The organism is Streptomyces xantholiticus (assembly GCF_014651015.1).
GTDB classification, from domain to species: domain Bacteria; phylum Actinomycetota; class Actinomycetes; order Streptomycetales; family Streptomycetaceae; genus Streptomyces; species Streptomyces xantholiticus.
On sequence record NZ_BMWB01000014.1, the window covers coordinates 142,564 to 169,169 of the forward strand.

A 26,606-nucleotide genomic window follows, 5' to 3' on the forward strand; every position below is an offset into this window, starting at 1 on the left:
CGCGCCTTCCCCACCGCGGCGGTGTCACTGTGCGATCTACGCGTTGAGCGGCGACACCCGTCCAGGCCCCCTGCAGACCCTTCAGCGAGGTCGTCAGGCGGCGCCGAACCACGCCTCGGCAAGCGCCGGCAGGGTGCGTTCGCCGGGGCCGTCCAGTTCCCGCAGGTACCAGGGGAGGTTGCTGTACACGTGCAGCAGCGTGTACGCGAGCAGCACGGCGGGCTCGAAGGTGTGGCCGTAGGACTCGGCGAGGCGGGCCAGCAACTCGGGATCGCCACGGGTGACGAACAGGCCGACACCGACGAAGTCGTATGCGCGGTCACCGATCATGGCCGGTTCGAAGTCGAAGAGCCCGGTCAGGCGCCACCCGTCGGGATCGACGAGGAAGTGCTGCTGCATGACCTCCGTGTGCAGCAGGGAGCGGCGTGGGGTACGGGGCAGAGGGACCGAGGCGAGGAACTCCGGGATCTGCTCCAGCCAGTGGGGTGGCAGCCCGTGTGCACGCTGCTGCTCCACGGCACCGTCACGCTGACGGTCCAGGAAGGCTCCCCAGTTGCCGGGACCGAGGACGTCCTCGAGGGGCCCGGGATCGAGTGAGTGGAGTACGGACAGGGCCTCACCGGTCTCGGTCACGAGCCGCTCGCGCTCGGCCTGCGGGATGCGGTCCCATGCCTCGGCCAGGTTCTCGCCGTGGAGCCGGGACATCAGCACGAACTGCCAGCCGTTCTCGTACGGGCCGAACTCGTGCACCCGCGGCGTCGGCACCGGCAGTCGTCCCTGGATGTGGGACAGGACGCGGCCTTCGGCGATCCCGTCCTCGGCTGCGGCTCCGGGAAACAGCTTGAGGACGTGTGCGTCGCCCACTGCGTAGACCGGCTGGGATCCGTCCGGGAAACGGGTGAGGGGTGCGCCGGCCAGGCCAAGGCGGGCACACAGCTCCTCGGCTCCCGGCCGCATGACCGTTTCGTCCGGGACGATCGCGTCCCACTCTTCATCCGTGTCCACCGCAGGCAGCATGGGCAGGACCGTAGGCAGCCGACTTGCCCCCGTGCAACGGAGTTTCGTCCGGCCACGCGCCCGGTGCTGCTCGGCCCGGGGGCGTGGCCGTCCGACTGTGCTCAGGTGGTGTGATCTCCGGCGTTGCCGGCACCGGCCGCGGCCCCGGTGGTCCGCTCCACCGGGATCCACAGTTCTGCATCCGCCTGCGTCCCGTCCTCGGACACCCGGGGCGCGCAGGATCAGGGAGGGCCCGCCCTGCCGGACCCGACATCCTGTGCCCGCTTCGGACAGGTGAAGGACCGTGCGGCGGGGGCTGAACCGCCACCACCATTTTGTCGAACGCATCGGCACCCGGGTCGGCTTCGGCTTCCCCGGACCTACCCGTGCACCTTCGGCTGACGCTCTCCTTCGCGGGCGTGTCACGTTCTTCGGCTCCGCTCCGTCGAAGAGGCGGACCCCCAAACCGCGTGCTCGCGAAGAAGGAGCCCCTCGTGTTCGCCACCTACCTCGTGGTCGTCCTCCTCACCTCGGCCCTCAACGGGTCGGCCGCCGTCGCCAACTTCATCGGCCATGAGTACCCCAGGAGCCAGGCCGACAAGTTGGGGGTGCCCCGGTCCTGGATGCGGCCGTTGGGGGCGCTTTTGGCCGCGGGTGCGCTGGGGCTGACGGCCGGGCTGGTCGTGCCGGCCGTTGGCACGCTCGCCGCTGCCGGGCTGGTGCTGTACTTCCTCGGGGCGCTCTGGGCCCACCTGCGGGTGCACGACTACCAACTGGGCCCCTGGTCCCTCTTCTTCTGCCTGCCCGTGGCGGCCCTCGCCCTGAACCTGGCCCGCCCTTGGTGAACCGGTTGTGCGGTCAGCATTGTCCCCGGGCCGGGTGCGGGCATTCTCGGGCACTCGCGCCGGCCGGGGACGCCGTCGCAGCTGCCCGCTCAGCCGACGGCAGTGCCGAACCACTTGGGCAGCCGGCCCAGCAGATCCTGTTGATCTTCGCCGACCCACGCCACGTGGCCGTCCGGCCGCAGCAGCACCGCGGGCACGTCCAGTTCCTCGCTGACGTCGACGACGTGGTCGACCCGGTCTGCCCAGCCCGCCACCGAGAGCCGGCCGGTCTGGTCGAGCAGCAGCCCACGGCCGCCGTGCATCAGCTCGTAGAGGCGCCCCCGCTTAAGCCCCACGTCCCGCATCCGCCGGCCGAGCAGTGCATGCCCCTCGCCGAAGTCGTAGCGGACTCCGATCGCAGTGATCTTCTCTATCAGGTACCGGTTCACTTCCTCGAAGTCCATCAGTTCCGACACCAGCCGGCGCACCGACCGGGGACCCGGTTCGGGGGAAAGCAGCAGCATCTGTGCGCGGGTGTTGTCCAACACGTCGGCGGCCACCGGGTGCCGTTCGGTGTGGTAGCTGTCCAGCAGCCCCTCCGGTGCCCAGCCGCCCACCTCTGCCGCCAGTTTCCAGCCGAGGTTGAACGCGTCCTGGATGCCGAGGTTGAGGCCCTGCCCGCCGGTCGGCGGGTGGATGTGCGCCGCGTCGCCGGCGAGCAGCACCCGGCCGGTCCGGTAGCGCTCGGCCAGCCGGGTTGCGTCGCCGAAGCGGGAGAGCCAGCGCGGTGAGTGGGCACCGAAGTCGGTGCCGGCGAACACCCGCAGCCGCTGCTTGAACTCCTCGAGGGTCGGCGGGACAGTGCGGTCCTCGGCCACCCCCTCGGCGGGCACGATGAGGCGGTACACGCCGTCCCCGAGGGGCATGGCCCCGAACCGCAGCTGTGTCTTGCGGACTTCGGCCACCACGGCGGCCAGCACCTCCTGCGGCACTGCCACCTCCATCTCGCCCAGCAGCGTCTCGACCCTGGAGGGCTCGCCGGGGAAGCCGACGCCGAGCAGCCTGCGCACAGTGCTGCGGCCGCCGTCGCAGCCGACGAGGTAGCGTGAGCGCAGCTGCGTGCCGTCGGCCAGCCCAGCGGTCACACCCTGTTCGTCCTGGCTCAGCCCGACCAGCTCGCAGCCGCGCCGGATCTCGGCGCCGAGCTCGGTGGCGTGCTCGGTCAGCAGACGCTCGGTGACCACCTGGGGGACGGCGAGGACGTACGAATGTGCGGTGTCCAGCCGGTCAGGCCACGGCTTGTCGATGCCGGCGAAGAAGCCGCCGACCGCGAACTGCTGCCCGAGCGGGAGGAACCGCTCCAGCAGACCGCGCTGGTCCATCATCTCGACGCTGCGTGCGTGCAGGCCCTGCGCGCGGGAATGGCTGGTCGGCTCCGCCTCTTTCTCCAGCACGAGCGCGTGCACGCCGTGCAGCCGCAACTCGCAGGCCAGCATCAAGCCGGTCGGTCCGCTGCCGACCACGATCACGTCAATCACGAAAATCTCCCACTCGACACGGTTGCATTTCGGCCGACTGCTCCGCGTGGTCCGGCGGCGCGCACGCCTGCACCTTCGCGCCAGTGCCGCAACCGCACCCTGGGTCCCACCGGCGGTTCGACGTCCCGCGAGACCCGGGCACCGGCAAAGGCGCATGTACTCCGCGAATCCCTGATTTCCCCAAGGTTCTGGCCTCGGCTGTCGATTCTGCGCCACGGCCCGGGTCTTGCCGCAAGGCCCCCGGTGCGCTATATGTTGAGAGTGGCAAGGAGTGGGTGACCTCCTTGCCTTTGCTTTTTTGTCATCCGCCGTGGACGGACAAGCCCCTCCGAAGCGCTGACGCGCCGCGTACGGCGGTGCCGGCGATCCAGGTGGACCCATGGGCCTGCGGATGCAGCCGCTGAACGAGAGGTTCCTCGGTCACACCGGCGGCCGCACCTCGCCGCGCTTCCCCCGCGTCAGAGCTCGAGGTCGATGTAGTCGATGTCGGTGAACTCCACCAGCAGGCCCTGGGCGCGGCGGCCGCCGTCCTTGAAGTAGATCTCCTGGAGGCCCTCGGCCGCGATGTCGAGGAGTTGCTGCTCGGTGGCGCCCTGTTCCTGGGCATCGAAGAGGCGGGCGGCGTAGTGCGGGGGCAGTGCCTGGGTGAGGTGGCGGAGGCGGGCGTCGTCGGTGCTGCCGGGGGCGGCGGTGTAGCCGAAGCGGGCACGGGTGTCCAGGACGATGCCGCCGGTGGTGGCCGCCTGTTTCTTGGCCTGGGCGCGGATCTGGGGCTGCCACCGCTGCCTCACCTCGCGTTCCATGCGGGCGGCGAGGTCCTTGCGGGGCCGTTTCAACTGCCCTTTGACGTAGCGCTCCACGGTTCGCTGGGAGACTCCCAGCACGTCGGCCACCGCCCTGGTCCCCTTGAGCCGTCTGACCAGGTAACGCATTTGCGCCCCGGCCGACTTGGGAACGGGGCGCGTGAACGCGCCCTGCACCGCCTTGTCGAGGCTGTCCGCGAGCTTGCCCATCGGCTGCTACTCCCCCGCGTCCGCGGCGGTGACGCTGCCGTCCTTGATGTACCGGGCGATGTTCAGGCACTGGCCGTGCTGTTCGCGAACGCCTTCTGCCCACAGCACGCTCTGGGTTCCCTCGTGCTTGACCATGCCGGGCGAGACGCCGAGGCGGAAGCCGCCCGGCAGCGGCTTGCCGTCCCGGTACGGAAGGAAGTCGAGCGGCGATGGACCGTCGGAGGCGTACACGGCGCAGTCCGAGAGGACCGCGACGGGGAACTGTCCCGTCACCTGGGCCGTTTTGAGCATCTTTCGGTGCATGTTGATCCGTGCCTTGGAGATGACGGCCGCCCGGATGTCGGGCCGCCAGGTCGGCCGGGCGAGGGCCGGCCACGGCCGGCCGGGGCGCCAGCCGCCGCCCCTCGGGCGTTCGCGGAGCTTGCCGATGCCGCCCTTCACCGTCGCCTTGATCGCGGCCAGCACGACGGCGGTCCGGGGGTCGGTCTGCTTGTGGCCGTCCATCGCCTCGAGGAAGGCCTGCGGCTCCAGGTCGGCGGTGACACCCAGGTCGGCCATCGTCGCGAGGTACGCGTCGCGCAGCCGGTTGTACCAGGCGTCCAGGTAGCGGCCGTTCTCGGGACGGACGTAGGCCTCGATCGGGGCCACCACGTGGCCGAGCTCCACCGCGTAGGCGACGGTGGGGGTGGCGTACCACGCCGGGCCGGCCGGACGGGCGCCGGTCGGGGTGAACGGGGAGGGCAGGCGCGGATCCAGCTCGATGTGCGAGAGGTCGACCAGCCAGCTGCCGGGCAGCTTCGCATCGAAGGCCGGGTGGTCGACGTGGACCGGCGCGCCGAGGCCGACGACGGTGCCGTTGGCGGCCGCGGCGAAGGCCATGTTGACGTCGATCCCGACCACGAACCGCTTGGCGCATTCGCCGTCGTCGAGCGGGCGGGCCCAGTCGTACGCCTCTTCCACCAGCACCTCGTCGGGTGTGCGCTGGTGGAAGCGGGGCAGATCGGCGAGCAGCGGGTGTCCGTCCGGTGCCTCGCAGGGTGCGCAGTCCACCGATTCGATGCCCAGCGAGCCGGGGTTGTGTTCGCTGTGCCGGCGGCCGTCGGCGTCCGGCTCGCTCGCCCTCGTGGGGGGATGCAGGGCGGTCATCAGTTCCAGTCCGGTTACGGCCGTGGAGCCGCGCGGGGTCAAGACCCGGGCGGCGTACGTGCCGAGCAGGTTCGCCAGGTCGCCCGGCGGCAGCTGCGCCGCCTCGCCCCAGGAACGGGAGTCGAGTGCCTCCCAGCCGAGGATGCACAGTTGCACGCACGCCCGCCGCGAGCCCTTCGCCGGACGGTAGATGCGGGCCCAGGGGCCGAATCCGCGACGGGTGAGCTGCCAGTCGGCCCGCGCCAGCTGTGCGAGGATCCTATGGCCCTCGGGCAGTCGGCCCGCGCGGCGCTCCTCGTCCGTCAGACGGGCGGGGAGGCCGTATCGTTCGGCGGCGGCGTCGGTGAGGACGAGGAGTGGATCGGCGTCCTTTCCGTGGCGGTTGAGCCGGGGCGCGCCGAGCTGGGCTTCTGCGAGGGTCCACTCCACTAGGGCGGCGAGGGACTTGGCGGGGACGTCCAGGACGAGCCCGCCGAGGCAGTACGCGAAGACGTCGCCGTCCTCGCAGTCGACGACCGCGAGCGGACCGTTGGCGAACCGCGGGTCGGCGGCGCAGTCCGGGACGGCGGCGCCGTCCGGGACGGCCGTCCTCCTGTCTGCGGTCTTCTTCTCGGCGGCGTACTTCGCGATCGGGCGGCGCGTCGTCGGCACGCCGGTGCTGCTCGACGGCGAGCCGGCAGGCTCGGGGGCGGCGTCGGGCCCGGAGGTGACGGGCTCGGGGACGGCGACGGTTTCCGGGGCCGCGGTCGCCGACGGGGCCGTCTCGTCGGCCGGGGCGGGGAAGCGCGCGGCAAGGCCCTCCAGCAACCGGGCGTACGCGGCGCGCTTCGGCGGCCGGGGCTCGGTCCTGCCGGCCTCCCAGTTCCCCACCGCCTCCCGCCGCGCGTCCAGCGCCTTGGCGATCTGCGCCTGGCTCAGCCCTGCCGCCTCGCGCAGTCTCCTGCGCTCGGCCGGTTCCGGCAGGTCGTCCTGGGCGACCCGTTCCAGCAGCGCGTCCACTGCACTGAACAGCTCGTTCTCAGTGGGCAACCAGCTCACCTCCGGCCGGCAGCCTACATCGATCGCATGTCATATCGCTCGGCGAATCGCACTTCGATCGCTCGAGTTCCGCGGGGTCTCCGGCTGGGGAGGATGCCGGCGCAGTGGCCCGGGGGCCGGTCGTCGACGCCTCCGGGCGGCGTCCGCGGCGCTCACCCGGAGCAGTGTCCCGCATTCCGGTCGAACGCTGCACCGGGGGCTTCCCTCGCCCTCGGTCGCATCCCGCCCCAGGCCTGTTCGCGACGTTTGTGGTGCGGGGGCTGCTGGGAGGATCGGGGCATGGGGTATTTCGAGGTCCGCGGTGCGAGCGTGCGAGAGATCGACCTGATGCGGGACTGGGCCGAGGAGGAGGGGTGGAACCCGGGTGACACGGACCGCCTCGCCTTCACGGCCGCCGACCCGCAGGGGTTCTTGATCGGACGGCTGGACGGTGAGCCGGTGGGCTGCATCTCCGCGGTGCGTTACGGGACCGGTTCAGGGTTCATCGGTTTCTACATCACGCGACCCGAGGTGCGCGGGCAGGGATACGGGATCCGGTTGTGGCGGGCCGGCATGGAGCGGCTCGCCGGCCGGGTGGTCGGGCTCGACGGTGTGGTCGGGCAGCAGGAGAACTACCGCAGGTCGGGCTTCGTACGGGCGTGGAACAACGTCCGTTTCGAGGGGCCGCCGACGCACGGTGCACGCGAGCCGCAGGGAGTGGTGCTCGTCGACGGGCGTTCGCTGCCGCTGGGGCAACTGGCGGCCTACGACCGGCGGTTCTTCCCCGAGGCCCGCGACGCGTTCCTTGCGGCCTGGGTGGGACTGCCGGGCCGGGCCTCGCTCGCGGCGGTGCGTGACGGCGAGCTGTGCGGGTTCGGTGTCGTCCGACCGTGCAGCGGCGCCTCGCGTGTCGGACCGCTGTACGCGGCCGACCCGGAGGTGGCGGAGGCCCTCTTCGGTGCGCTCGCGACGGCCGCGGGCGGCGGCGCCGTGGCCGTCGACGTGCCCGATCACAACGGGCCGGCGCTGAAGATGGCGGAACGGCTGGGCCTGTCGCCCTCGTTCGAGGCGGCCCGGATGTACGTGGGACCGGTGCCGGATACGGAGCGGGCGGGTGTTTTCGGGGTGACGAGTCTCGAACTCGGCTGACCCGCCCCGTAGTTGGCTGTTCGGGCCGGTTCAGGGCAGGGCACGGATGTACCGCAGGGCCGGGCGGCCGTATGAAGCAGTCGTCGCCGGGGTCGGGTACGGAGGCGGCGAAGCAGGCCCTGTTCGCCAGCTCGAAGGCGAGCAGGGCGGGGGCGTGGTCCGCGGTCAGGCGCTCGAGTCGGGGCATGGGGGAACGTTGGCCCGAGGTGGCCGGGCGGGCGCCGCCCGGCCGCCCTGCTGGGGGTCGGCCGCGGCCGGGCCGGCCCCCGTCACGCGGTGTGGGTGATCCACCGCTGGAGTGCGGCGTGGGTGGTGTCGTCCAGAGTGCACAGGGCTTCGATGGCGGCGAGGTCGCCGGGCAGGGGGGCGATGCCCGCGGTGGTGAGGGCGGCATGCAGGTCCAGGCGGCGCCGGTCGGCCGGCTCCAGCGGCACGGGGACTCGCAGGTCGGGGTCGGGGGCGGCCAGGAGGTAGTCGACGGGCTCGGGGGTGGAGGGGACGGCCGGCCGGGGGTCGTCGTCGACGGCAGCGGCGCCCGGGAATCGGTACGGGTCGACCGCGGATGCGGTGTCCGGGGTCATGGTGGGGAGCTGCCAGCCGGTCATGGGTGCCTCCTCGATGGGGTGCGTGTGATGTCGAGGAGTGCGGGCGGTCCCGAGGCAGTTGCAGTTCGGGTTGATTGCCACCCGGATGCCCCCTATAGCATTTCTTCACAAGTGAGATGAACCGACGGGGCCGGGCGGGTCGGGGCGCCCGCCCCAGGGCCGGGCGGGCGGTGTGCAGGGGCAAGGCGTCTCGAGTCAGAAGATGCAGCGGTGCGGGGATCCGTTTCCCGACAGGTGCTTGTCCCTGATCCAGCCGGCTCCGGGATCCAGCCGGCTCCGGGCACGCAGGACCAGGTGTGGCCGTATTCGTCGGCTCCCGGACACGCAGCCGGCGCCTCAGCGCGTGGCGGGGCCGAGGAGGCGGGCGGCCAGCTGGTCGATGAGAGCGGGGGCCCGTCCGCCGAGGACGGCGGGAACGGTGAGATCGTCGACGATCATGCCGTGGACTGCGACGTACAGCAGGACGACGTCGGTACGGTCGCCGGGCAGACCCGCATCGAGGTGGAAGCGGATGTTGTTCTCCAGTTCGGCAGCCAGGATCCTCCCCATTTCCGCACCGAGCTCGGGACGGCGGGTGCCTTCCAGCCGCAGTTCGAGCATGGCGAGGTAGCTGCTGCGGTCGCCCTCCATGCGCCGGTGGACCTCGCGCAGCAGCGTGGCGACGAGCTCGTGGGTGGGCGGCGCGGAGAGGGTCCCGGCGAGGCGGGCCGGATCGGGGGTGAGGCGCTCATGGGTGCGCTTCATGATCTGACCCAGCATCTGTGCCCGGTGGGTGAAGTAGTTGGAGCAGGTACCGGTCGGGACGCCGGCTTCGGCATCCACGGCGCGCAGGGTCAGCCCGCGTGAGCCTTCGCGGGCGAGGACCTCGATCGCCGCGTCGAGCAGTGCGGTGCGGCGCTGGGGGTTGTGGCGCATGTTCCTTCTCCGGACCCCGGGATCAGGTCAGATGCAGTACTGCGGATGGAGCGTTTCGCAGAGTACAGCGCAGCCGGGCAGCAGTCGTAGCGGACCGCAGGCGTCCGCCGAGACCACACCCGGCGTTTATGTCGGGAATGTCACTCCGCAGGGGTGGTGATTTCTCCCGGGACAAGCGCCTAGCCTTGCGCTTCGTCGGCATATGTTGCGGTCTCAAGCATCTGGAGCTCCTCAAGTGGAAGGCGTCGCCCGCGGCCCGCTCGTCCCCGGGCAGTCCTCCTCCGAGGGGCACCGGCCGCCGGGCGAACCGTCCGGCCCGGCACGCGGACCGCGCCGGACTCTGGTTCCCGCGCAGGCCGGGCCCCCGCCCGTTTCCGCACCGTCCGTCGCCGGCCGGCGGACCGGACGGGGCGCGGAGCTCCGGCAGGAGGAGCTCGGGCGGCGGGCGGCGCAGATCCTCGAGGCCAACTGGCAAGGTGCCTCGACGGTCCCCTCCCCCGCCCTGTATCCGCACCAGTGGAGCTGGGACTCGGCGTTCATCGCCATAGGGCTGCGCCATCTGTCGCCGCGGCGCGCCCAGCAGGAGCTGGAGACGCTGCTCGACGCCCAGTGGGCCGACGGACGCATCCCGCACATCGTCTTCAACCCCGCCGTGCCTCTCGGGGCGTACTTCCCGAGTCCCGACTTCTGGCGGTCCTCCACGGCCGGCCGGGCGGCGGGGGCTCCTGAAGGGGTGGAGACGTCCGGCATCGTCCAGCCGCCCGTCCATGCGCTGGCCGCCTGGCTGGTCCACGAGAGCGACCGGGAGCTCTCACTCCGAAGGCGGTTCCTCGAGCACGTCTGGCCGCGCCTCGCGGCGTGGCACGAGTATCTGGCCGACTGCCGCGACGTCGGCGGCGCAGGGCTGGCAGCCGTGGTCCATCCGTGGGAGTCCGGCATGGACAACAGCCCCTGCTGGGACGAGCCTCTCGGCCGCGTCGAGCCTGCTCCCGCCGGCTCGTTCCAGCGGGCCGACCTCGAGTGCGGCGACGGGGCGGACCGGCCCACCGACATGGACTACGGCCGCTATGTCCGCCTCGCCGCGCAGTACCGGGACGGCGGCTACCGCGACGTGGGCCGCGATCACCCGTTCGCCGTCGAGGACCCCGGCTTCAACGCCCTGCTCGCCCTGTCCGAGCACGCCCTGGCGGAGATCGCCACGGAACTGGGGCAGGACGCCGAGCCGCACCGCTCACGGGCGCGCCGGCTGACCGCCGCACTGGTGCGGCTGCTGTGGGACGAGGACGCCGGGCTGTTCCTGTGCCGGGACGTGCGCACCGGCAGTCCCGTCCCGGACCGGAGTGTCACCGGTCTGCTGCCGCTGGTGCTTCCCGGCCTGCCCGGGGACATCGCCGGGGCGCTGGTGCGCACCATGACCGGACCGCACTTCGGACTCGGTACGGACACGGGACTGGTGCCCAGCTACGACCTGCACGGCCGTGCGTTCGACGCCGGCCGCTACTGGCGCGGCCCGGCCTGGTTCAACGTGAACTGGTTGCTGGAGCGCGGGCTGCGGCAGCATGGTGAGACCGGCTGCGCCGACGCGCTCGAGCAGGCCGTCCTCACGGCGGCCGGCACGTCCGGCTTCGCGGAGTACGTCGACCCGCGCACCGGCGAGGCGCACGGGGCCACCGGCTTCAGCTGGACCGCCGCGGTCGTCGTCGATCTCCTCGCCCGGGTCCGCGAGGCGGACGGCGCACGGGTGGCCGCGGGCGTCCGAGCCGCCGGAACGGGGACGTAGGCTGGAACGCGTGACCGAGCGCAAGCCGCCGGGCGTCAGCTTCGAATCCTGGGTCGACAAGCAGATCCGCGAAGCCGCGGAACGGGGCGACTTCAAGGATCTGCCCGGTCTCGGCCGGCCGTTGCCGTCGTCGTTGTCCGGCGACGCGTACGACGAGATGTGGTGGATCAAGGGGAAGATGCACCGCGAGGGCCTCGGTTTCCTCCCTCCGACGCTTGCGCTGCGCAAGGAGGCGGAGGAGGCGCTGGAGAAGGCCCGCCGAGCACCGTCGGAGTCCGCCGTGCGCCGCATCGTCGGGGAGATCAACGAGAAGATCGTGGTGGCGATCCGGCGCCCGCCGCCCGGGCCGCTGCTGGGCCTGAAGCCGTACGACACGGAGGCGGTCGTCGAGGAATGGCGGCGCGGCCGAGCCTGAGGCGCGGGGGCCTGTACCGTGACGCGGCCCGAGCCCGAGGCGCGGGGGCCTGTACCGTGACGCGGCCGGCCCACACCCCCGGGAAGCTCTCCCTCGTCACCCGGTGGCCGGCGCCCGAGGCCACCCGGCGGCCGACGCGTCACGACAGTTCGGCGCCCAGCCAGGACGCGACCGTCCGCGCGATGGGAAGCCCGGTCTCCAGCTCCACGAAACCGAACTGCCCGCCCTGGTTGCACTCGAGGAACCACCAGGTGCCGGTGGAGTCCTCCGCGAAGTCGAAGGCGCCGTAGGCGAGTTCGGCGTGCTTCTTGTAGGTCTCGACGGCCCGGGCGATCTGGGTGGGAACCTCGACGGCCTGCCACTCGTGACCGGTGTCGCCGTAGCGCCCGTCGACCTGTCCCGGTTCGGTCGCCTTGCGTGCCGCGAAGTGCCGGTCGCCCACGCTGGTGAGCCTGATGTCGGCGCGCTTGGCGATGTAGCGCTGCAGCATCGTGGGGGCCGCGGCCACACCGGAGAAGTCGGCGTCCGGCGGTACGAGTGTGGTCGGCAGCGCCATCGGCGGATCGCCGGGCGACTTCCCGGACACCGATTTCACCACCACGTGCCGATACTGCTCGGCGAACTGACGGGCCATCGTCGGATGTGTGGTGAGGAGGGTGGCCGGCACCGGGAAGCCGCTGAGATACGCGATGCGCAGCTGCCACGGCTTGCGTCTGGCCTTGGCGGCGGCGCTCGGGTGGTTCATCCATCGCGCCCCGGTGCAGTCGAGCATCCCGTACAGGGCGTGTGCGCTCTCGACGCTCAGCCAGTCGGACGGTTCCGGGGCGTGCGCCGCAGGCGTACTGGGCCTGCGGATCCAGACGGACCGCAGGCCCTGCATGCTCGCCACCCGGCCGCCGCTCGACAGGTAGCCGCGGAACTCCCCCCGTACGTACTCGACCGAGAGGGACCCTCCGCCGGGAAGGTCACCCGGGTCGAACCGCACCAGCGGAACGCCCTGTTCGTGCAGCTCGGCCACCACCATGTCGGCAGTGACGTCCGCCTCGCACGTCAGCACCAGAACCGTCACGTCGCACGCCGGTCAGTCGTCGAAGTGGGTCGCGGAGCCGGCCTTCGACGTCGTCGTGCCGGCCACGGCGAGCAGTCCGCGGTCCATGACCGCGGGCCGCCCGTCGGCCAGGACGTTCAACTGCAGGGCAGCGTCGTACGAATAGGGAGCGATGCCGGTGGCCGGCTCGGCTGGGCGTGCATAGTTCCACGCGAACGGCTTCATCTCTTTTCCTCCCCTGACCGCGGGCGCCTGCCCGGGCTCCTCTTGTGACAGTACGTGTTTACGAGGTGATGGTTTCATTACGTACCGTGACCATGTGCATGCTGTTCTTCCACGGCTCCCCCAAGCAAGATCCCTGGTCGGCAGCGCTTTGACGCTGCCTTCCTCGAGGCTCTTCCACTGCCTTCCGGCGCCGTCAAGACAGACGCACCATCAGCCCCACAGGTTTCACACAATGCCCCCAACGTGACCCAGGCGACACTCCGAACCGGTGGATTCAGGACATCACGGCGAACGGGTGGCAGCCGGGCGTCGCCGCTTCGATCCGCACCGCCGGGGCAAGCGTTGGTCGAAGGGTCCCTTTCCCACGGATCGGCAAGGATTGGTGCAGATGAGCGAGTACGAACGTTCCCGAACGATGCCCGCCCTCCCGGAGCATGTCTACGACCAGGCGGCACGGGTCGACCAGCTCGACAGCTGGCTGCCGGAGGCCCTGCACGTCCGGGCGGAGGTACTGCCCGCGGTGACCGTGCACGAGGACCGTACCGACGAGGACACCCCGGCTCTGCTGAACCCGGAGAAGGACCAGATGCGGGTCGAGTGGGGCACACGGAACAAAGGGAGTTACGCCGGATGGCTCCAGGTGGCCGGTATCGGCTCCGGCACCAGCGAGGTCACGGTCCACCTGTCGTTCTTCGACGAGACGCACGACCCCGGGGAGCAGGCCGTGAACGACGCCCTCGACCGGAGCCTGCGCCGGCTGGAGGAGCAGGTCCGGCTCGGGGTCGAGGGCGCCGCGGGCTGAGCGACCGGTGTTCGCCGATGTCCTGGGCGGGCACAGAGTTCCCGAGGAGCGCCCCCGAGTGCGGTCCCGACGGTGATGCCGAAGCCGGCCGGCGGCAGAACGAGGATGCCCCACCCGGGCCGGATCACAAGGAACATCCCGCTCCCTCCCCTCTTCCGCGAGCACGACCTCGCCACCGCGGAACCGCCCTTGCGGAGGCCCCCGGAGGCGACCCGGTCAGGAGAAGCAGCGCGCCAGCGCGTCCTGGGCCGCCTCGCCGGCGGCCCGGCGGTCCGCGTCGACCAGGCCGATACGGGTGCGCCGGTCGAGGACGTCGGACTCGTCGAGCGCGCCCTCGTGCCGTACGGCCCACAGGAGTTCGGCGGCGGTGACGGGGTGCCCGGGGACCACGGGCCGGGCGAGGGCCGGGTCGGCGATGCCGAGCGCATGGACGGCCGGGGCCTCCGCGCCGTAGCGGCGGACCAGACGCCGGGGTACGCCGAGCCGTGCGAGCGCGCCGGCCGGGGCCGCACCCACCAGGGGCGTGACGGCGGTTCGGCTGGGGCCGGCGGTCAGGCCGCCGGTGGCGAGGGCGGCGTCCACGGCGTCCTCGGCCATGCGCCGGTAGGTGGTGAGCTTCCCGCCGACGACGGTGACGACACCGCCGGGCGAGGCGAGCACCGCGTGCCTGCGGGAGATGTCGGCCGTCCGTCCGCGGTCCGGCCCGCCCGCCGGGTGCGTGTCCAGCAGTGGCCGCAGTCCCGCGAAGGCGCCGACCACGTCGTCGCGGCGCAGCGGTACGTCGAGGGCGGAGCCCAGGACGTCCAGCAGGAAGCCGATGTCCGTCTCCGGCACGTCGGGCACGTCAGGGACGGGCCCCTCGACCGGTTCGTCTGTGAGCCCCACGTACACCCGGCCGTCGCCCTGCGGCAGGACGAGGACGAAACGGTTGGACTCTCCCGGAACCGGGATGTGCATTCCGGCGCGCAGGCCGCCCAAGTCGTCGGAGCGCAGTACCAGATGGGTGCCGCGGGAGGGGCGCAGGCGGACGTCGTCGACCAGGTCGCCCGCCCATACGCCGGCGGCGTTGATGATGGTGCGGGCCCGTATCTGCAGTTCCTCGCCGGTGAGTTCGTCACGGACGCGGGCGCCGGTGCCGGTCACGGTGAGGGCGCGGGTCCGGGTGAGTATGCGGGCGCCGTGGGCGGCGGCGGTCCGTGCGACGGCGGTCACCAGGCGGGCGTCGTCGGTCAGTTGACCGTCCCAGGAGAGCAGTCCGCCGCGGAGCCCGGCCGGGCGCAGGACGGGGGCCATGTGCCGGGTCTCCACGGCGGAGAGCGTGCGGGATGCCGGGAGCGTGGTGCGTGAGGTGCGGGCGCCGGCGCGCAGCAGATCCCCGGCGCGCAGGCCGGCCCGGGCGAGCGCGGCCTGGCCGCGCGAGACGAGGGGGGTCAGCGGTAGGACGAAGGGCTGGGCGCGCACCAGGTGGGGGGCGGTGCGTTCCATGAGGATGCCGCGTTCGACGGCGCTCTCGTGGGCGACGTCGAGGTGGCCGGTGGCGAGGTAGCGCAGTCCGCCGTGGATGAGTTTGGAGCTCCACCTGGAGGTGCCGAACGCGAGGTCGTGTGCGTCGATCGCGGCGACGGTCAGTCCGCGGGAGGCGGCGTCGAGGGCGGCACCGGCGCCGGTGGCGCCGAGCCCGACGACGAGGACGTCGACCTGGGCGCCGTGCGCGAGTTCGGCGAGTTCGCGGCTGCGACGGGCCGCGTTCAGCGAGGAGGCGGGGGCCGGGGTGCCGGGGCGGTGGGGGCGGCTCATGGGGCGAGGGTCCTCTCCAGGATGGTCCGCAATTCGTCGAGGAAGGCTGCATCGGCGAGTTCGGAGTCGGCCTCTTCGGTCATCGTGCGCAGCGAAAGGGCGAACGACTGCACGACGAGCAGCAGGGAGCGGGCCTGGCGGTCGGGGTGGAACCGGCGGACGGATCCGTCCGCGTGGCCCTCGGTGAGGCCGCCTTTGATGAGCTCCAGCAGAGCCTCCTGGCTGGCGCCCCTGCGGTCGAGGATGTACGGCAGCAGGAGTTCGGGGTCCACATCGATGATCTTGTGGAAGAGGGGGTGGGCGCGGAAGGCCGCGACGCCTGCGACGAGCCCGTCGACGATGCGCTGCCGCGTGGGGGTGCCCGGTTCCTTGCCGGGCATGGCGTCGACGGCGAGACCGATCCACTCCCGCGTCATCAGGTCGCCGACAAGGGTGCGCACGTCGGGCCAGCGGCGGTAGAGGGTCATCCGCGAGACCCCGGCGCGCCGGGCGACGTCGGTGAGGGTGGTCCGGCGTACGCCGACGGCCAGGACGCAGTCCCGGGCGGCGTCGAGGACGGCGTCTGCGTCCGAATGGTTGTGACGAATGGGCGTCATCTGTCACAGTGTAATGCAGTGGAGGCGGCGCGGCAGTGCGCCCCGCCGGAGCCCGGCACCAACCGACGGTGAGGAAACAGCACAAGTGGACATGTTGTGGAGCGGCTGGGGCGACCCGGCCAAGGCAGCGCCGCTGCCGGATGCGGTGACCGGTCTGCTGCGCGATCTGCTCGGCGTGACACCGCGCGGGAGCGGATCAGCCTCGCTCGAGGAGATCGCCGTACCGCCCTGCCCCCTCACCGACGCCGCGCGCGTGGCGATCACCGGGTGCGTGGGCGACGCGGTCCATGTGCGTACCGACGCGGAGAGCCGCATCCGGCACACCCGCGGCAAGTCCACGCCCGACCTGCTGCGCATCCGGACCGGTGACGTCGCCGACGTCCCGGCGGCCGTCGTGCTGCCGGCCGGCCACGACGAGGTGGCAGCCGTCCTCGGGACCTGTGCGGAGCACGGGGTGGCTGTCGTGCCGTTCGGTGGCGGCACCTCCGTCGTCGGCGGTCTGGCACCCGAGGGCAAGCGCCCCTTCGTCGCGCTGGACCTGCGCCGACTGGACGCCCTGCTCGCCCTCGACGACGTGTCCCGTACGGCGACCCTGCAGCCGGGGCTGCGGGCGCCCGAGTGCGAGCGGCTGCTGAACGAGCGGGGCTGGACGCTGGGCCACTTCCCGCAGTCGTTCGAGTGGGCCTCGATCGGCGGTTTCGCCGCGGCCCGCTCCAGCGGCCAGGCGTCGGCCGGTTATGGCCGCTTCGACGAGATGGTGCTCGGGCTCACCCTCGCCACCCCGGAGGGGACCCTGGAGCTCGGGCGCGCGCCGCGTTCGGCGGCCGGTCCCGACCTGCGGCAGCTCGTCCTCGGCTCGGAGGGCGCGCTCGGCGTGATCACCTCGGTGACCGTACGGATACGGCCGCTGCCCACGACCCGGGTCTACGAAGGCTGGCGCTTCGCGTCGTTCGAGGCGGGGGCGGCGGCTCTGCGCAGGCTCGCCCAGGACGGCCCCCGGCCGACCGTGCTGCGTCTGTCGGACGAGACGGAGACGTTCGTCGGCCTCGCGCAGCCGGACCGGATCGGCAGCGACCTGACACGGCAGTCGGCCGGCTGCATGGCGATCGCCGGCTACGAGGGCACCGCGGAGGACACCGCCGACCGGCGGGCGAGGGCCCGCGAGGTACTGCTGGCGTGCGGCGGTGAGTACGTCGGCGAGGAGCCGGGCGACCGCTGGACGCACGGGCGCTACAACGCCCCTTATCTGCGCGATGCCCTGCTCGATGCCGGCGCCTTCGCCGAGACGCTGGAGACGGCCGCCTTCTGGTCAGCCCTGCCGGAGCTCTACGAGCAGGTACGCCAGGCGCTCACCACCACCCTCACGGGGGCGGGCACCCCTCCGCTGGTGATGTGCCACATCTCGCACGTGTACGAGAACGGCGCGTCCCTGTACTTCACCGTGGTCGCGGCACAGGGCGAGGACCCGGTCGCCCACTGGCTTCCGGCGAAACGGGCCGCGAACGACGCGATCCTGGCGGCGGGCGGCACCATCAGCCACCACCACGGCGTGGGCACCGACCACCGCGACTGGTACGCGCGGGAGATCGGCCCGGCCGGCGTCCGTATCCTGCAGGCTCTCAAAGCCGAACTCGACCCGTCCGGGGTGCTCAACCCCGGTGTACTCGTCCCCGTCCGCTGACCGGCCACTGCCTCCCGAAAGGCGTATTCATGCGACAGTTCACCGCCGTCGTCAATCCCGCCGCCGGCGGGTCGAGCGGTACGGCGGCCCTGCTGCCGCTGGCCCGTCTCCTCCGGGAGGCCGGGGCACGGCTCGACACGCAGTACAGCCGCAGCCTGGAGCACGCGCAGGAAGTGGCCCGTCAGGCGGGCGGACAAGGGCATGTCGTGCTCGCCGTCGGCGGCGACGGCATCGCCGGGTGCGTCGGCGGCGCGCTCAGCGGCACGGACGCCGTCCTCGGCATCGTGCCCGCCGGGCGCGGCAACGACTTCGCCAGGGCGCTCGGCCTGCCGACACAGCCCGCGGCGCTGGCCGAGCTGTTGCTGCACGGCTCGCCGCGGCCGGTGGACACCATCCGGGTGTCCTCGGCCGTCCATGCCGGGACCTCCGTGCTGGGCAGCGTGTACGCGGGTGTGGACGCGGTGGCCAACCGGCACGCCAACACCTCCCGGCTGCTGCGAGGGGCCGCCTCGTACTACGCGGGCGGACTGCGGGCCGTCCTGGGCTGGCGGCCGGCCGCGTACCGCATCACGGTCGACGGGATCGTGCACGAACGGCTCGGGTACACGGTCGTGGCGGCCAACTCGGGCTTCTACGGCTTCGGTCGCAACATCGCGCCGGACGCGCGCGTCGACGACGGCCTGCTGGACGTCGTGGTCATCCGGCACGGGCCCAAGCGGCTGTTCTTCACGATGATGAACGAGCTGAAGACGGGCGCTCACCTCGCGCGCCCGGAGGTGGAGGTCCTTCGGGGCAGGGAGGTCCGCATCGAGGCGGACAGGGCCGTCCCTTACGGCGCTGACGGCGAGGTCGAGGCCGTGCTCCCGGTGACGGTGCGCGTCCAGCCGGGTGCGCTGAACGTGATCCGCTGACGGTCCGCGCCGTTCCTCGGGTTCTGTCCGTAGGCCGGCACCGCCCTTCCGCCCTTTCCCCACCGGTATCCACCGGCGAACACTCGTGACGACCGCGCACCGCCGAGCGACGCCGCCCTGCCCGGCCCCGGGCCGGTCCAGGGCGAACAGGATTCGCGGGACCTCCGCCGGTTACACGTGCCATGGCCCGGTGAACGCCGGGCCGGCCCGCCGACCGGACCGGGCCGAGGGAGACGGCGGAGGAGCGGAGCCGGCTGTGGCGTGGCAGCGGTGGGTGGCGTGGCAGCGGTGGGTGGCGTGGCAGCGGTGGGTGGCGTGGGAATGGTCCGGCATGCGGACCTCTGTGCGCCGGGCTCTCACCGAGCCCGGGCCGGAGCGGGATCTGGCGGTGCAGTCCCTGAAGGCCGCCGGAGCCGCCGTCCTCGCGTGGGCGCTGGTGGGCTGGTGGTGGAAGGCGCCGATGGCGCTGATGGCGCCTTGGACGGCCGTGGTCCTGGTGCAGAGCACCGTCTACCGGTCCCTGCGCGCCGGGGCGCAGCAGCTGATCCTCATCGGACTCGGGACCCTGCTCGCGGCCGGCGCCGCCTCGCTGACGGGGAACACCATGGCGGCGATGGCGCTGGCTCTGCCGCCGGCCGTACTGCTGGGGAACTACTCGCGCTTCGGGGACCAGGGCATTTACGCGCCGACGACGGCGATCTTCGTGCTGGCCTACAGCTCTTTCTCGACGACCGCGATCGCGCACCGCCTCTTCGAGGCACTCGTGGGCGCGCTGATCGGGATCGGTGTGAACGCGCTGGTACTGCCTCCGGTCCACCTCCGCGACGTGCGGGAGAACCTGGACAGACTCGCCCGCGACAGCGCAGCCCTGCTGCGGACCATGGCCGACGACGTGGAGAGCGGGTACGACCGCACCAGCGCCGAACAGTGGTACGAGGGCGCCCGCCGACTGGGCGGTGCCGTGCAGAGCCTGGGCAGCGCACGCCGCTGGACCCGTGAGAGCTACCGCTTCAATCCGGGGCACCGCCTGCGGCGTCACGCGTCCCCTCCACCCGACAACCGGGACTCCTACTGGAGCGGGATCGCCGGCCGCCTGGAGTCGCTCACCGGCACTCTGGTCGACACGGCCGGGGAGTGGCGCAGGCTGGCCGCACCACCGGACGCGGTTCTCGGCCTCCTCATGGACCTGCTGGGTGCCGCGGCCGAGGTGTGCGAGGCGGACCGCGCCGCACTCAGCGCCCCGCAGCCGGACGGCGAGGCCCGGGGTGAGGCGATGAAACGGGCCTGGGCGGCGCACGGGCGTCTCAAGGGCCGGCTGCCGGACCAGGACCACGAGACGGCGACCGCGGTGGGCGGGCTCGCGGCGCAGACCCAGCAACTGCTGTACGCGCTGGAGGCCGGGCCGGATCGGGCCGGGCGCACCTGAGCGCGGCTCGGCCCGTCAGCAGGCCCAGTCCTTGTCGAGGTCGAGGTCCCCCCGCGGCTGTGTGAAGGAGAACCAGTTGCCGGAGTCGTCACGGAAGATCGCCTCGGTGCCGTACGGGCGCTCCTGCGGCTCCTGCAGGAACTCCACACCACGTGCCTTGAGCTTCTCGTAGTCGCCGTGTATGTCGTCGGTGGCCAGAACGCCGGCGCCGAGGACGCCCTTGGAGACCAGGGTCCGCATGGCCTCGGCGGACTCGGGGTCCATGGCGGGGTGCCCGGCACCATCAAGGTCAGCTCCACTTCGGGCTGGTTCATGGCTCCGACGGTCAGCCAGCGCATGCCTTGCTCGCCCATCGCCATGTCCGTACGCACCTCGAGGCCGAGCTTGTCGGTGTAGAACTCCTTGGCCCGGTCCTGGTCCAGTACCCAGACGGTGGAAATGGCGAGGCACTTGATCATTTCGTGCTCCTCGGACGGGGTTTTCTCCGGTGCTGCCACGGTAGGCAGCGGCAGCGTCAAGGCGCTTCTTCAGAATTGCTCTGCTCCGAGCGGCCTGCCGGCGGAGGGAATCCGCCGGCCCGGAGCATCGCGTAACAGCCGGGGATGAGCGCGGCGCCACGTCCGACGTGCTCGGCGCGGTACTGGCTCGGGGAGAGCCCGGTCTGCTTCTCGAAGCGGGCGGAGAAGGTCCCGAGGCTGCTGAAGCCGACGAGCGTGCAGATCTCGGTGACGGACAGATTCGCGGTGCGCAGCATCTCCTGGGCGCGCTCGACCCGGCGTCGGGACAGGTACTGCCCGGGTGTCTGCCCGTACACGGCCTTGAAGGCCCGGACGAAGTGGCAACGCGAGTATCCGGCGTGGGCGGCGATCGCCTCGAGGTCCAGCGGCTCGGCCCAGTCGCGGTCCATCGCGTCCTTGGCCAGCCGCAAGCTGTCGGAGGTGGGCCACGTCGGTCACGGTGCCATGCCGGCACGGGGCACCGACAGCGGGAGCGGGCCGCGGGAGGGCATTGACCGAATGGGGAACATCTGATCCGATTGTGGTGTTTTCGCCAGCACACCGGGCCGTGGCCGTTGTGCATCGGCTCTGCCCCCTCCCTCCTACGGATTCCGGCTGCCCATGATCCTTTCCCGTCTTGCCCCCGCCACCCTCGCGGGCGTGGTCGCCGCGTTCGTCGCCGGCTGCGCCGGCCCGGGTGCCGACGGGACCGCCGATCTGTCCGCCGCGTCCTCCGCCGCCGCGCCGGCCTCCACGGCGGCGGCCCCGTCGGCGCAGAACGCCCCCGGCGAAGCGGGCCCCGCCGCGGCTCCTCCCCCGGCGAGCCCCACTCCGAAGGCCGACCCCCGGACCGAGACGGCCGTCCTGTCCATACCGGCCATCGGGCTGGAGGACCTGCGCGTCGTCCCGTACGAGGGCACGACCGACGACTGGCCGGGCACCCGCATCCAGAACCGCGGCGTGGCCGCCAGCCCGTACGGCGAGCGCGGCGGTGTCGGACCGGGCGAGGTCGGCAACTACCTGGTCACCGCACACCGGCTGTCCGCCGGCGGGCCGCTGCGCGATCTGCCGGCGCTGGAGAAGGGCGAGTCGGTGTTCGTCGCCGCGGGCGGTTCGGTCTACGAGTACGTGATCACCGAGACCCGGCAGACGTCGTTCCGCTCGGAACGCTCGCTCGCCGAGCAGCGCGCCGCAGTGCCCGGCCATCCCGGTGAGCGGCCCACCAAGGCGATGATCACCGTCTCCACCTGCGCGACCCCCGAGGACGACGCGGCGGGCAACTTCTGGCGCGACGACAAGGGCAATCCGGAGCACCGCATAGACAAGATCGGTGTGCTCCGCGAGGTGTCCCGCCGATAGGCCGTGGAGCCGGCGGCCCACCGGCCGCGCAAGAACACCGGTCGCCTACGGGTCCAAGCCCTTACCTCTCATGCGTCCTCCACGATTCGGGGTGCCGGACGCAGGAGTTCACCGCCGCCTCCGGCACACCCGCCGATCCTTCCGCCGTGAACGGCAGGGGACAGCCCGAGTACTCCCGTCCCGGTGGACCAAGCAGGCTCGGATCGCGGCGTGTACTGCCGCGGGAGTTGACCTACATCCCGCCCGCGACGCGCAGGACCGCCCCGGTCGTGTACGACGCGTCGGCGGAAAGCAGCCAGGCGACCGCTCCGGCGATCTCCTGCGGCTGTCCGGCCCGGCCCATGGGAACGGCGGCCGCGACCTTCGAGGGCCGCTCGGGGTCCTCGTGGAAGTCGGTCCATACGGTGCCGGGCGCCACGCAGTTGACGCGGATGCCGTCGGCGGCGACCTCCTTGGACAGCCCGGTGGTCATGGCATCGACGGCGGCCTTGGTCGCCGCGTAGTGGACGTACTGGCCGGGGCTGCCGAGGGTGGCGGCCGCGGAGGAGATGTTGACGATCGCGCCGCCGCCGGAGCGTGTCATGTCACGGACCGCACGGCGGGCGCAGAGCAGATACCCCCACACGTTGACGTCGAGGGCCCTGCGCATGCCGTCCGCGTCGGCGTCGGCGAGCCGGCCGTTGGGTCCGCTGATGCCGGCGTTGTTCACCAGTCCGGTGACGGTGCCGAGTTCGGCCGCGCTGTCGAAGAGGCGGTCGACCGACGCCTCGTCGGCGGTGTCGACCTGGACGGCCAGGGACCGGCGGCCTGCCGCGCGCACGGCCTTGGCGACATCGTGCGCGGCGCCGGCTTCGGACCGGTAGCCGACCACGATGTGGTGGCCCTCGGTTGCGAGACGGACGCAGACCGCGGCCCCGATGCCGCGACTGCCGCCGGTGACGATGGTGAGTGGCTGGCGCAAGGCGGGCTCCGGTCGGGCGAGGCGCAGGGGCGGTTGATCCACCAAGGTGCGATCGAACTCTAGACCGTTGCCTTCGGCCTGCGCCCGCAAGGCCGCACCACCTCCCGAACCCGGGGGCCGGCAGCCGGATTCACGGCGTGGGGCGGAGCAGGAACAGGGCGGTGTCGTCCGGCCGGACAGCGGGCGAGGTCGTCGATCGCGGCCTCGATGTGAGTCCCGGGGCGTTCCACCGGCCTGTCGGTCAGTCCGTCGGTGAACAGGGCGAGGACCGGCCGGGCGGGTTGCCGGCCGGGTCAGTCCTCGACCGTGACGCGGACGGTCCTGACCCCGGGGTCCGCGCCGTCGGGGATCACCATGCCGGCCTCGACGCCGCTGCGCAGGTACCGCAGTGCCGCCTCGTTCAGCCGTTCACCGGGCAGCGCCGCGGGGATGCCGGGCGGGTAGGGGGTGAGCATCTCGGCGCTGACGCGGCCCACCGCGTCCTCCAAGGGGACCTGTTCGATCCTGCCGAAGTATGCGTCGCGGGGCAGCATGACCTGCTCCAGGCGCAGGTCCGCCGGGACCGGCGCCTCCACGGTGGGCGCCGGTGCGAGCTGCGGCGCGTGGCCCGGCACGTCGCGCAGGGCGGTGAGCAGGCGGTCCGCGGAGGCCTTGTCGTCGGCATGGGTCAGCTGGACGCTGATGCGCCGGTGGTCGGAGAGGTGGAGGTTCACCCGGTGGTTCTCACGCAGCCAGTCCGCGATCCGGTAGCCGGTCGTCCCCAGCTCGGTGATGTCGATGATGACCTGCAGGGGATCCAGGTCCGTGGCGCGCCCTGGACCGCAGAAATCGTCCCGCCCGTGGACGTGCATGCCCTCGATCTCCGCGATGCGGGCGCGGACCTCGTGGGCCAGTGCCAGCGCCTCGTCGTACAGGGACCGGCCGTGCTCGACCATCTGGCGGCGCCAGCCGTCGAGCGCCGCATAGATCAGCGTGGACGGGCTCGTCGTGCCCAGCAGGTCCTCTCTGCTCTTGAGGACCGTCGGGTCGATCAGGTCTCCCTGCAGATGGAAGACGGAGCCCTGCTCCAGGCCGGAGCCCATCTTGTGGACCGAGGTCACGCACACGTCCGCCCCGGCGTCCATGGCCCAGGCCGGCAGGTCCGGGTGGAAGGGCAGATGGGCGCCCCACGCCTCGTCGACGATGAGCGGCACTCCGTGTTCGTGGCAGGTGGCCGCGATGCCGGAGAGATCCGAGCACGTCCCGTAGGGGGTGGGCGTCGTCACGAGGGCCCCCCTCGCGTCGGGGTGCCGGGCCAGCGCGGCGCGGAAGGCGTCGGCGGAGGGCGGGTGCGCCAGGCGGCGGTCGGGGTCCCACTGCGGGTCGACCCAGACGGGCCGGATGCCCGCGAGCACCAGCCCGGACACCACGGACTTGTGCGCGTCCCTGCCGACGATCAGTTTCTCGTGCGGCCCGGCGACGGCGAGCATGGCCGCCTTGACGGACAGTGAGCTGCCGCAGGTGGAGAAGAAGGTGTGCTCCGCCCCTACGGCGTCAGCCATCAGTTCCTGGGCCTGCTCGAGGATCCCGTGCGAGGAGGTCCGGTCGTCGAGGCCGCTGACAGCGAGGACGTCGGACCGGAAGACCTCGTCGCCCAGCACCGCGCGGACCCGGGGGTCCGCGCCGCGGTGCTGCTTGTGTCCGGGCGGGGTGAAGGGGGTCTGGCTCTCCGCGTGGTAGGCGGCCAGCGCTTCCAGTACGGGCGTCCGTGAGTGGTCCATGGGTTTCCGCTTCCCGGTACGCAGGGACGAAAACGGCACGAGCGCCCGGGGCGGCGGAACGGCCGTTCTCCGATACCGGGTTGCCGGCGCCCCGGAAGGACGGGTAGTTGTGCCTCATGACTGTTCTCGGCGCTGTGTTTCGACCTCAATTGCCTCCCGAGCGGTTGCGGGAGGTGGTCCGTGCGGCTGACGCCGCGGGGTTGGAGGAGCTCTGGCTCTGGGAGGACTGCTTCCTGGAGAGCGGGATCGCGACGGCGGCCGCCGCACTGGCCTGGTCGGAGCGGCTGCGTGTCGGCGTGGGCCTGCTCCCGGTGCCGTTGCGGAACGTCGCGCTGACGTCGATGGAGGCCGCCACGCTGCACCGGCTGTTCCCCGGGCGGGTCGCTCTGGGCGTGGGGCACGGGGTCCAGGACTGGATGGGACAGGTCGGTGCGCGTGTCGAGTCGCCTCTGACGCTGCTGCGCGAGCATCTTGCCGCGATGCGCGCCCTGTTGGGCGGAGAGCGGGTCACGGTGGACGGCCGGTACGTGAAGCTCGAGGACGTCGCCCTCGACTGGCCGCCGACGACGGCGCCTCCCGTGCTGGCGGGGGCCACCGGGCCGCGTTCGCTGCGGCTGACGGGCGAGGCCGCGGACGGAACGATCCTGGACGCCTCTGTGGCGCCCGACGGAGTACGGGAGGCCTGCCGGCTCGTCGCCGAGGGGCGGGCGGCAGCCGGACGTACGGGCCGCCACGAGATCGTCGTCTATCTCCACACGGCGACCGGCCCCGGCGCGGAGGACCGGCTCAGGGGCGAACTGGAGCGCTCCGGCAAGGCGCCCGGCGGCGAACTCGGCGTGGCGGGCGACGCGGGCTCGGTGGCGAAGGCCGTGCAGCGCCTGGTGGATACGGGCGCGGACACCGTGGTGCTCCAGCCCACGGCCGACGAGCCCGCCCCGGAGGACTTCGTGCGCTTCGTGGCCGAAGAGGTCCGTCCGCTCGTCCCGCGTGCCTCCGCCCGGACCTGAGGCCGGTCAGTGGCGGTGTCCGGAATGGGCGGGCAGCTCGCTCACCCGCACCAGACGGTCGAAGTCGACGGCCGCGCCCTGCAACAGCAGGTCGACCAGCGGGCGTGCGGCGCCGCGGCCGGCCGGTGCGCCGCCGAAGAGGGCCCGCTGGTAGACCACCGAGGCCAGGAGGTCGACCAGCAGGTCCGGATCGACACCGGCCCGAAGGTCGCCACGGTCGACGGCGCGTCGCACCGCGATCGTGGCGGCGTCTCTGCTGGGCCGCACCAGTGCGTCGATCAGCCGCCGGTGCAGCCCGGTGTCGTGCGCGCAGGCCGCGACCAGGGGGGCGAGGACGCCCGCCGGAAGCCGGTCGAGCAGGGCCTCCCCGAGCAGGTCGACGCTCTGGGTCAGGTCGCATCGGGTGCAGCCGTGATCCGGCACGGGCGGCATGACCAGGACCGAGGCGAGGGCGTCGATCACCAGACTCTGGCGGGTGGTCCACCGGCGCCGGATGGACGCCTTGGTCGTGCCGGCCCGGGCCGCGACCGCCTCGAGGGCGAACCCGGCGTACCCGTGCGCGCGCAGCACGTCGAGGGTCGCGGCCACCACCGCGGCGTCGATCGCCGGGTCGCGCGGGCGGCCGGCCGCGGCAGGGGTCACTGTTCGGCGTCCTGCGGGTACCAGCGCAGTTCGACCGTGTTGCCGTCGGGGTCCTGGACATAGACGGACTGGGCGTCGCCGCGGGCACCGTAGCGGCCGACGGGACCCTCGAGGACGGTGAACACGCCGGAGTCGACGACCTCCTGCCAGTCCAGCGGGTCGACGACGAGGCAGATGTGGTCCACGTTGGACTCGCCACGGGGCCGGCTGACGAAGTCGATGATGGTGGTCGGGTTGATACGCACCGACGGGAACGGGGCCTTCCCGGCCCTCCACTCCTCCACCCGGACGGGCTCGAGACCGAGCGGTCCGCAGTAGAACTCCAGTGCCCGCTCGACGTCCTGGACATTGAGCACCAGGTGGTCGAAGTCCTTCACTCGCATGATGTCCCCCTCATTCGAATTCGATCCGGATCGAATCGTAATTGACGCAGAGTTATTCGCACAAGCGGGATGAGTGGCGGGATCGAGCTTCGTTTAGCCGCTTTTGCGGTGGT

Annotated in this window: 25 protein-coding genes and 1 pseudogene; 10 read left to right on the forward strand and 16 right to left on the reverse strand. The window is 72.2% G+C overall.

Annotated elements, in window-relative coordinates; genetic code table 11:
• Positions 1-93 precede the first annotated feature (93 nt).
• Positions 94-1,017, reverse strand: coding sequence for an aminoglycoside phosphotransferase family protein (locus IE198_RS20985; RefSeq protein WP_189888837.1), 924 nt, complete (start codon positions 1,015-1,017; stop codon positions 94-96).
• 473 nt (positions 1,018-1,490) lie between these two features.
• On the opposite strand from IE198_RS20985, the gene IE198_RS20990 reads away from it, so the two are divergent.
• Entirely contained in the window at positions 1,491-1,841 is a 351-nt protein-coding gene (locus IE198_RS20990) for a DoxX family protein (RefSeq protein WP_189888840.1), read from the forward strand.
• A gap of 89 nt (positions 1,842-1,930) precedes the next feature.
• Here the strand turns inward: IE198_RS20990 and rox are convergent, their stop codons facing one another.
• The 3 genes from rox to tap all read right to left on the reverse strand — a co-directional run bounded on the left by rox (position 1,931) and on the right by tap (position 6,546).
• Positions 1,931-3,358 (reverse strand): rifampin monooxygenase, encoded by a 1,428-nt coding sequence (gene rox / locus IE198_RS20995; protein ID WP_189888842.1) that lies wholly within the window; start codon positions 3,356-3,358, stop codon positions 1,931-1,933.
• 458 nt (positions 3,359-3,816) lie between these two features.
• Complete coding sequence (tpg, locus tag IE198_RS21000) at positions 3,817-4,371, reverse strand: telomere-protecting terminal protein Tpg (RefSeq protein ID WP_189888844.1); 555 nt, start codon at positions 4,369-4,371, stop codon at positions 3,817-3,819.
• Positions 4,372-4,377: 6 nt separating this feature from the next.
• On the reverse strand, positions 4,378-6,546 hold the full coding sequence (gene tap / locus IE198_RS21005) for a telomere-associated protein Tap (RefSeq protein WP_189888846.1): 2,169 nt from the start codon (positions 6,544-6,546) through the stop codon (positions 4,378-4,380).
• Between the two features lie 288 nt (positions 6,547-6,834).
• On the opposite strand from tap, the gene IE198_RS21010 reads away from it, so the two are divergent.
• Entirely contained in the window at positions 6,835-7,683 is an 849-nt protein-coding gene (locus IE198_RS21010) for a GNAT family N-acetyltransferase (RefSeq protein ID WP_189888848.1), read from the forward strand.
• Between the two features lie 269 nt (positions 7,684-7,952).
• Here IE198_RS21010 and IE198_RS35405 read toward each other — a convergent pair whose 3' ends face one another.
• Complete coding sequence (locus tag IE198_RS35405; protein ID WP_229834166.1) at positions 7,953-8,288, reverse strand: hypothetical protein; 336 nt, start codon at positions 8,286-8,288, stop codon at positions 7,953-7,955.
• A gap of 336 nt (positions 8,289-8,624) precedes the next feature.
• Positions 8,625-9,203, reverse strand: a complete 579-nt coding sequence (locus IE198_RS21020) for a TetR/AcrR family transcriptional regulator (RefSeq protein WP_189888849.1) — start codon at positions 9,201-9,203, stop codon at positions 8,625-8,627.
• A 235-nt stretch (positions 9,204-9,438) separates the two neighbouring features.
• On the opposite strand from IE198_RS21020, the gene IE198_RS21025 reads away from it, so the two are divergent.
• Together IE198_RS21025 and IE198_RS21030 are read left to right on the forward strand one after the other, a co-directional pair.
• A complete protein-coding gene (locus IE198_RS21025; RefSeq protein ID WP_373299914.1) occupies positions 9,439-10,983 on the forward strand; it encodes an MGH1-like glycoside hydrolase domain-containing protein in 1,545 nt (514 codons plus the stop codon).
• A gap of 10 nt (positions 10,984-10,993) precedes the next feature.
• Positions 10,994-11,398, forward strand: a complete 405-nt coding sequence (locus IE198_RS21030) for a DnaJ family domain-containing protein (protein WP_189888851.1) — start codon at positions 10,994-10,996, stop codon at positions 11,396-11,398.
• A 139-nt stretch (positions 11,399-11,537) separates the two neighbouring features.
• Here IE198_RS21030 and tgmB read toward each other — a convergent pair whose 3' ends face one another.
• The gene (tgmB, locus tag IE198_RS21035; protein ID WP_189888853.1) at positions 11,538-12,467 is read right to left on the reverse strand and encodes an ATP-grasp ribosomal peptide maturase; all 930 of its coding nucleotides are present in this window, start codon (positions 12,465-12,467) and stop codon (positions 11,538-11,540) included.
• 12 nt (positions 12,468-12,479) lie between these two features.
• Positions 12,480-12,671, reverse strand: coding sequence for a putative ATP-grasp-modified RiPP (gene tgmA / locus IE198_RS21040; protein WP_100110533.1), 192 nt, complete (start codon positions 12,669-12,671; stop codon positions 12,480-12,482).
• 388 nt (positions 12,672-13,059) lie between these two features.
• Here tgmA and IE198_RS21045 point away from each other — a divergent pair, with 388 nt between their 5' ends.
• Positions 13,060-13,473 carry an SRPBCC family protein gene (locus IE198_RS21045; RefSeq protein WP_189888856.1) on the forward strand — a complete coding sequence of 138 codons (414 nt, stop codon included), beginning with the start codon at positions 13,060-13,062 and terminating at the stop codon, positions 13,471-13,473.
• A 216-nt stretch (positions 13,474-13,689) separates the two neighbouring features.
• On the opposite strand, the gene IE198_RS21050 is transcribed toward IE198_RS21045, so the two are convergent.
• A complete protein-coding gene (locus tag IE198_RS21050) occupies positions 13,690-15,270 on the reverse strand; it encodes a glycerol-3-phosphate dehydrogenase/oxidase (RefSeq protein ID WP_189888858.1) in 1,581 nt (526 codons plus the stop codon).
• Positions 15,267-15,866 carry a TetR/AcrR family transcriptional regulator gene (locus IE198_RS21055; protein WP_189888860.1) on the reverse strand — a complete coding sequence of 200 codons (600 nt, stop codon included), beginning with the start codon at positions 15,864-15,866 and terminating at the stop codon, positions 15,267-15,269. The genes IE198_RS21050 and IE198_RS21055 overlap by 4 nt, the downstream gene beginning before the upstream one ends.
• 85 nt (positions 15,867-15,951) lie before the next feature.
• Here IE198_RS21055 and IE198_RS21060 point away from each other — a divergent pair, with 85 nt between their 5' ends.
• The 3 genes from IE198_RS21060 to IE198_RS21070 all read left to right on the forward strand — a co-directional run bounded on the left by IE198_RS21060 (position 15,952) and on the right by IE198_RS21070 (position 19,884).
• Positions 15,952-17,547, forward strand: coding sequence for an FAD-binding oxidoreductase (locus IE198_RS21060; RefSeq protein ID WP_189888862.1), 1,596 nt, complete (start codon positions 15,952-15,954; stop codon positions 17,545-17,547).
• Between the two features lie 29 nt (positions 17,548-17,576).
• The gene (locus IE198_RS21065) at positions 17,577-18,458 is read left to right on the forward strand and encodes a diacylglycerol/lipid kinase family protein (protein WP_189888864.1); all 882 of its coding nucleotides are present in this window, start codon (positions 17,577-17,579) and stop codon (positions 18,456-18,458) included.
• 256 nt (positions 18,459-18,714) lie between these two features.
• Positions 18,715-19,884: an FUSC family protein gene (locus IE198_RS21070; RefSeq protein WP_229834168.1), complete on the forward strand. Its 1,170-nt coding sequence runs from the start codon at positions 18,715-18,717 to the stop codon at positions 19,882-19,884.
• 15 nt (positions 19,885-19,899) lie between these two features.
• On the opposite strand, the pseudogene IE198_RS21075 reads toward IE198_RS21070, so the two are convergent.
• Both IE198_RS21075 and IE198_RS21080 read right to left on the reverse strand, forming a co-directional pair.
• Positions 19,900-20,342, reverse strand: a pseudogene (locus IE198_RS21075) (VOC family protein).
• A 56-nt stretch (positions 20,343-20,398) separates the two neighbouring features.
• Positions 20,399-20,791: a helix-turn-helix transcriptional regulator gene (locus tag IE198_RS21080; RefSeq protein WP_189888958.1), complete on the reverse strand. Its 393-nt coding sequence runs from the start codon at positions 20,789-20,791 to the stop codon at positions 20,399-20,401.
• Positions 20,792-21,002: 211 nt separating this feature from the next.
• Here IE198_RS21080 and IE198_RS21085 point away from each other — a divergent pair, with 211 nt between their 5' ends.
• Positions 21,003-21,740, forward strand: coding sequence for a class E sortase (locus IE198_RS21085; protein ID WP_189888868.1), 738 nt, complete (start codon positions 21,003-21,005; stop codon positions 21,738-21,740).
• A 232-nt stretch (positions 21,741-21,972) separates the two neighbouring features.
• On the opposite strand, the gene IE198_RS21090 is transcribed toward IE198_RS21085, so the two are convergent.
• Together IE198_RS21090 and IE198_RS21095 are read right to left on the reverse strand one after the other, a co-directional pair.
• On the reverse strand, positions 21,973-22,701 hold the full coding sequence (locus IE198_RS21090; protein WP_189888870.1) for an SDR family NAD(P)-dependent oxidoreductase: 729 nt from the start codon (positions 22,699-22,701) through the stop codon (positions 21,973-21,975).
• 293 nt (positions 22,702-22,994) lie between these two features.
• Positions 22,995-24,461, reverse strand: coding sequence for an aminotransferase class I/II-fold pyridoxal phosphate-dependent enzyme (locus tag IE198_RS21095; protein WP_189888872.1), 1,467 nt, complete (start codon positions 24,459-24,461; stop codon positions 22,995-22,997).
• Between the two features lie 116 nt (positions 24,462-24,577).
• On the opposite strand from IE198_RS21095, the gene IE198_RS21100 reads away from it, so the two are divergent.
• On the forward strand, positions 24,578-25,468 hold the full coding sequence (locus IE198_RS21100) for an LLM class flavin-dependent oxidoreductase (RefSeq protein ID WP_189888874.1): 891 nt from the start codon (positions 24,578-24,580) through the stop codon (positions 25,466-25,468).
• A gap of 6 nt (positions 25,469-25,474) precedes the next feature.
• Here IE198_RS21100 and IE198_RS21105 read toward each other — a convergent pair whose 3' ends face one another.
• A complete protein-coding gene (locus IE198_RS21105; protein ID WP_189888876.1) occupies positions 25,475-26,110 on the reverse strand; it encodes a TetR/AcrR family transcriptional regulator in 636 nt (211 codons plus the stop codon).
• Positions 26,107-26,493: a VOC family protein gene (locus IE198_RS21110; protein ID WP_189888878.1), complete on the reverse strand. Its 387-nt coding sequence runs from the start codon at positions 26,491-26,493 to the stop codon at positions 26,107-26,109. Before IE198_RS21110 ends, IE198_RS21105 begins: the two co-directional genes overlap by 4 nt.
• Positions 26,494-26,606 lie beyond the last annotated feature (113 nt).

What these genes read in the sequence shown, in the direction of transcription:
- IE198_RS20985 (WP_189888837.1), bottom strand. Translation starts at nt 1,017, where the DNA reads ATGCTGCCTGCGGTGGACACGGATGAAGAGTGGGACGCGATCGTCCCG.
- tpg (WP_189888844.1), bottom strand. Translation starts at nt 4,371, where the DNA reads ATGGGCAAGCTCGCGGACAGCCTCGACAAGGCGGTGCAGGGCGCGTTC.
- IE198_RS21010 (WP_189888848.1), top strand. Translation starts at nt 6,835, where the DNA reads ATGGGGTATTTCGAGGTCCGCGGTGCGAGCGTGCGAGAGATCGACCTG.
- IE198_RS35405 (WP_229834166.1), bottom strand. Translation starts at nt 8,288, where the DNA reads ATGACCGGCTGGCAGCTCCCCACCATGACCCCGGACACCGCATCCGCG.
- IE198_RS21020 (WP_189888849.1), bottom strand. Translation starts at nt 9,203, where the DNA reads ATGCGCCACAACCCCCAGCGCCGCACCGCACTGCTCGACGCGGCGATC.
- tgmA (WP_100110533.1), bottom strand. Translation starts at nt 12,671, where the DNA reads ATGAAGCCGTTCGCGTGGAACTATGCACGCCCAGCCGAGCCGGCCACC.
- IE198_RS21045 (WP_189888856.1), top strand. Translation starts at nt 13,060, where the DNA reads ATGAGCGAGTACGAACGTTCCCGAACGATGCCCGCCCTCCCGGAGCAT.
- IE198_RS21050 (WP_189888858.1), bottom strand. Translation starts at nt 15,270, where the DNA reads ATGAGCCGCCCCCACCGCCCCGGCACCCCGGCCCCCGCCTCCTCGCTG.
- IE198_RS21055 (WP_189888860.1), bottom strand. Translation starts at nt 15,866, where the DNA reads ATGACGCCCATTCGTCACAACCATTCGGACGCAGACGCCGTCCTCGAC.
- IE198_RS21065 (WP_189888864.1), top strand. Translation starts at nt 17,577, where the DNA reads ATGCGACAGTTCACCGCCGTCGTCAATCCCGCCGCCGGCGGGTCGAGC.
- IE198_RS21080 (WP_189888958.1), bottom strand. Translation starts at nt 20,791, where the DNA reads ATGGACCGCGACTGGGCCGAGCCGCTGGACCTCGAGGCGATCGCCGCC.
- IE198_RS21085 (WP_189888868.1), top strand. Translation starts at nt 21,003, where the DNA reads ATGATCCTTTCCCGTCTTGCCCCCGCCACCCTCGCGGGCGTGGTCGCC.
- IE198_RS21095 (WP_189888872.1), bottom strand. Translation starts at nt 24,461, where the DNA reads ATGGACCACTCACGGACGCCCGTACTGGAAGCGCTGGCCGCCTACCAC.
- IE198_RS21100 (WP_189888874.1), top strand. Translation starts at nt 24,578, where the DNA reads ATGACTGTTCTCGGCGCTGTGTTTCGACCTCAATTGCCTCCCGAGCGG.
- IE198_RS21110 (WP_189888878.1), bottom strand. Translation starts at nt 26,493, where the DNA reads ATGCGAGTGAAGGACTTCGACCACCTGGTGCTCAATGTCCAGGACGTC.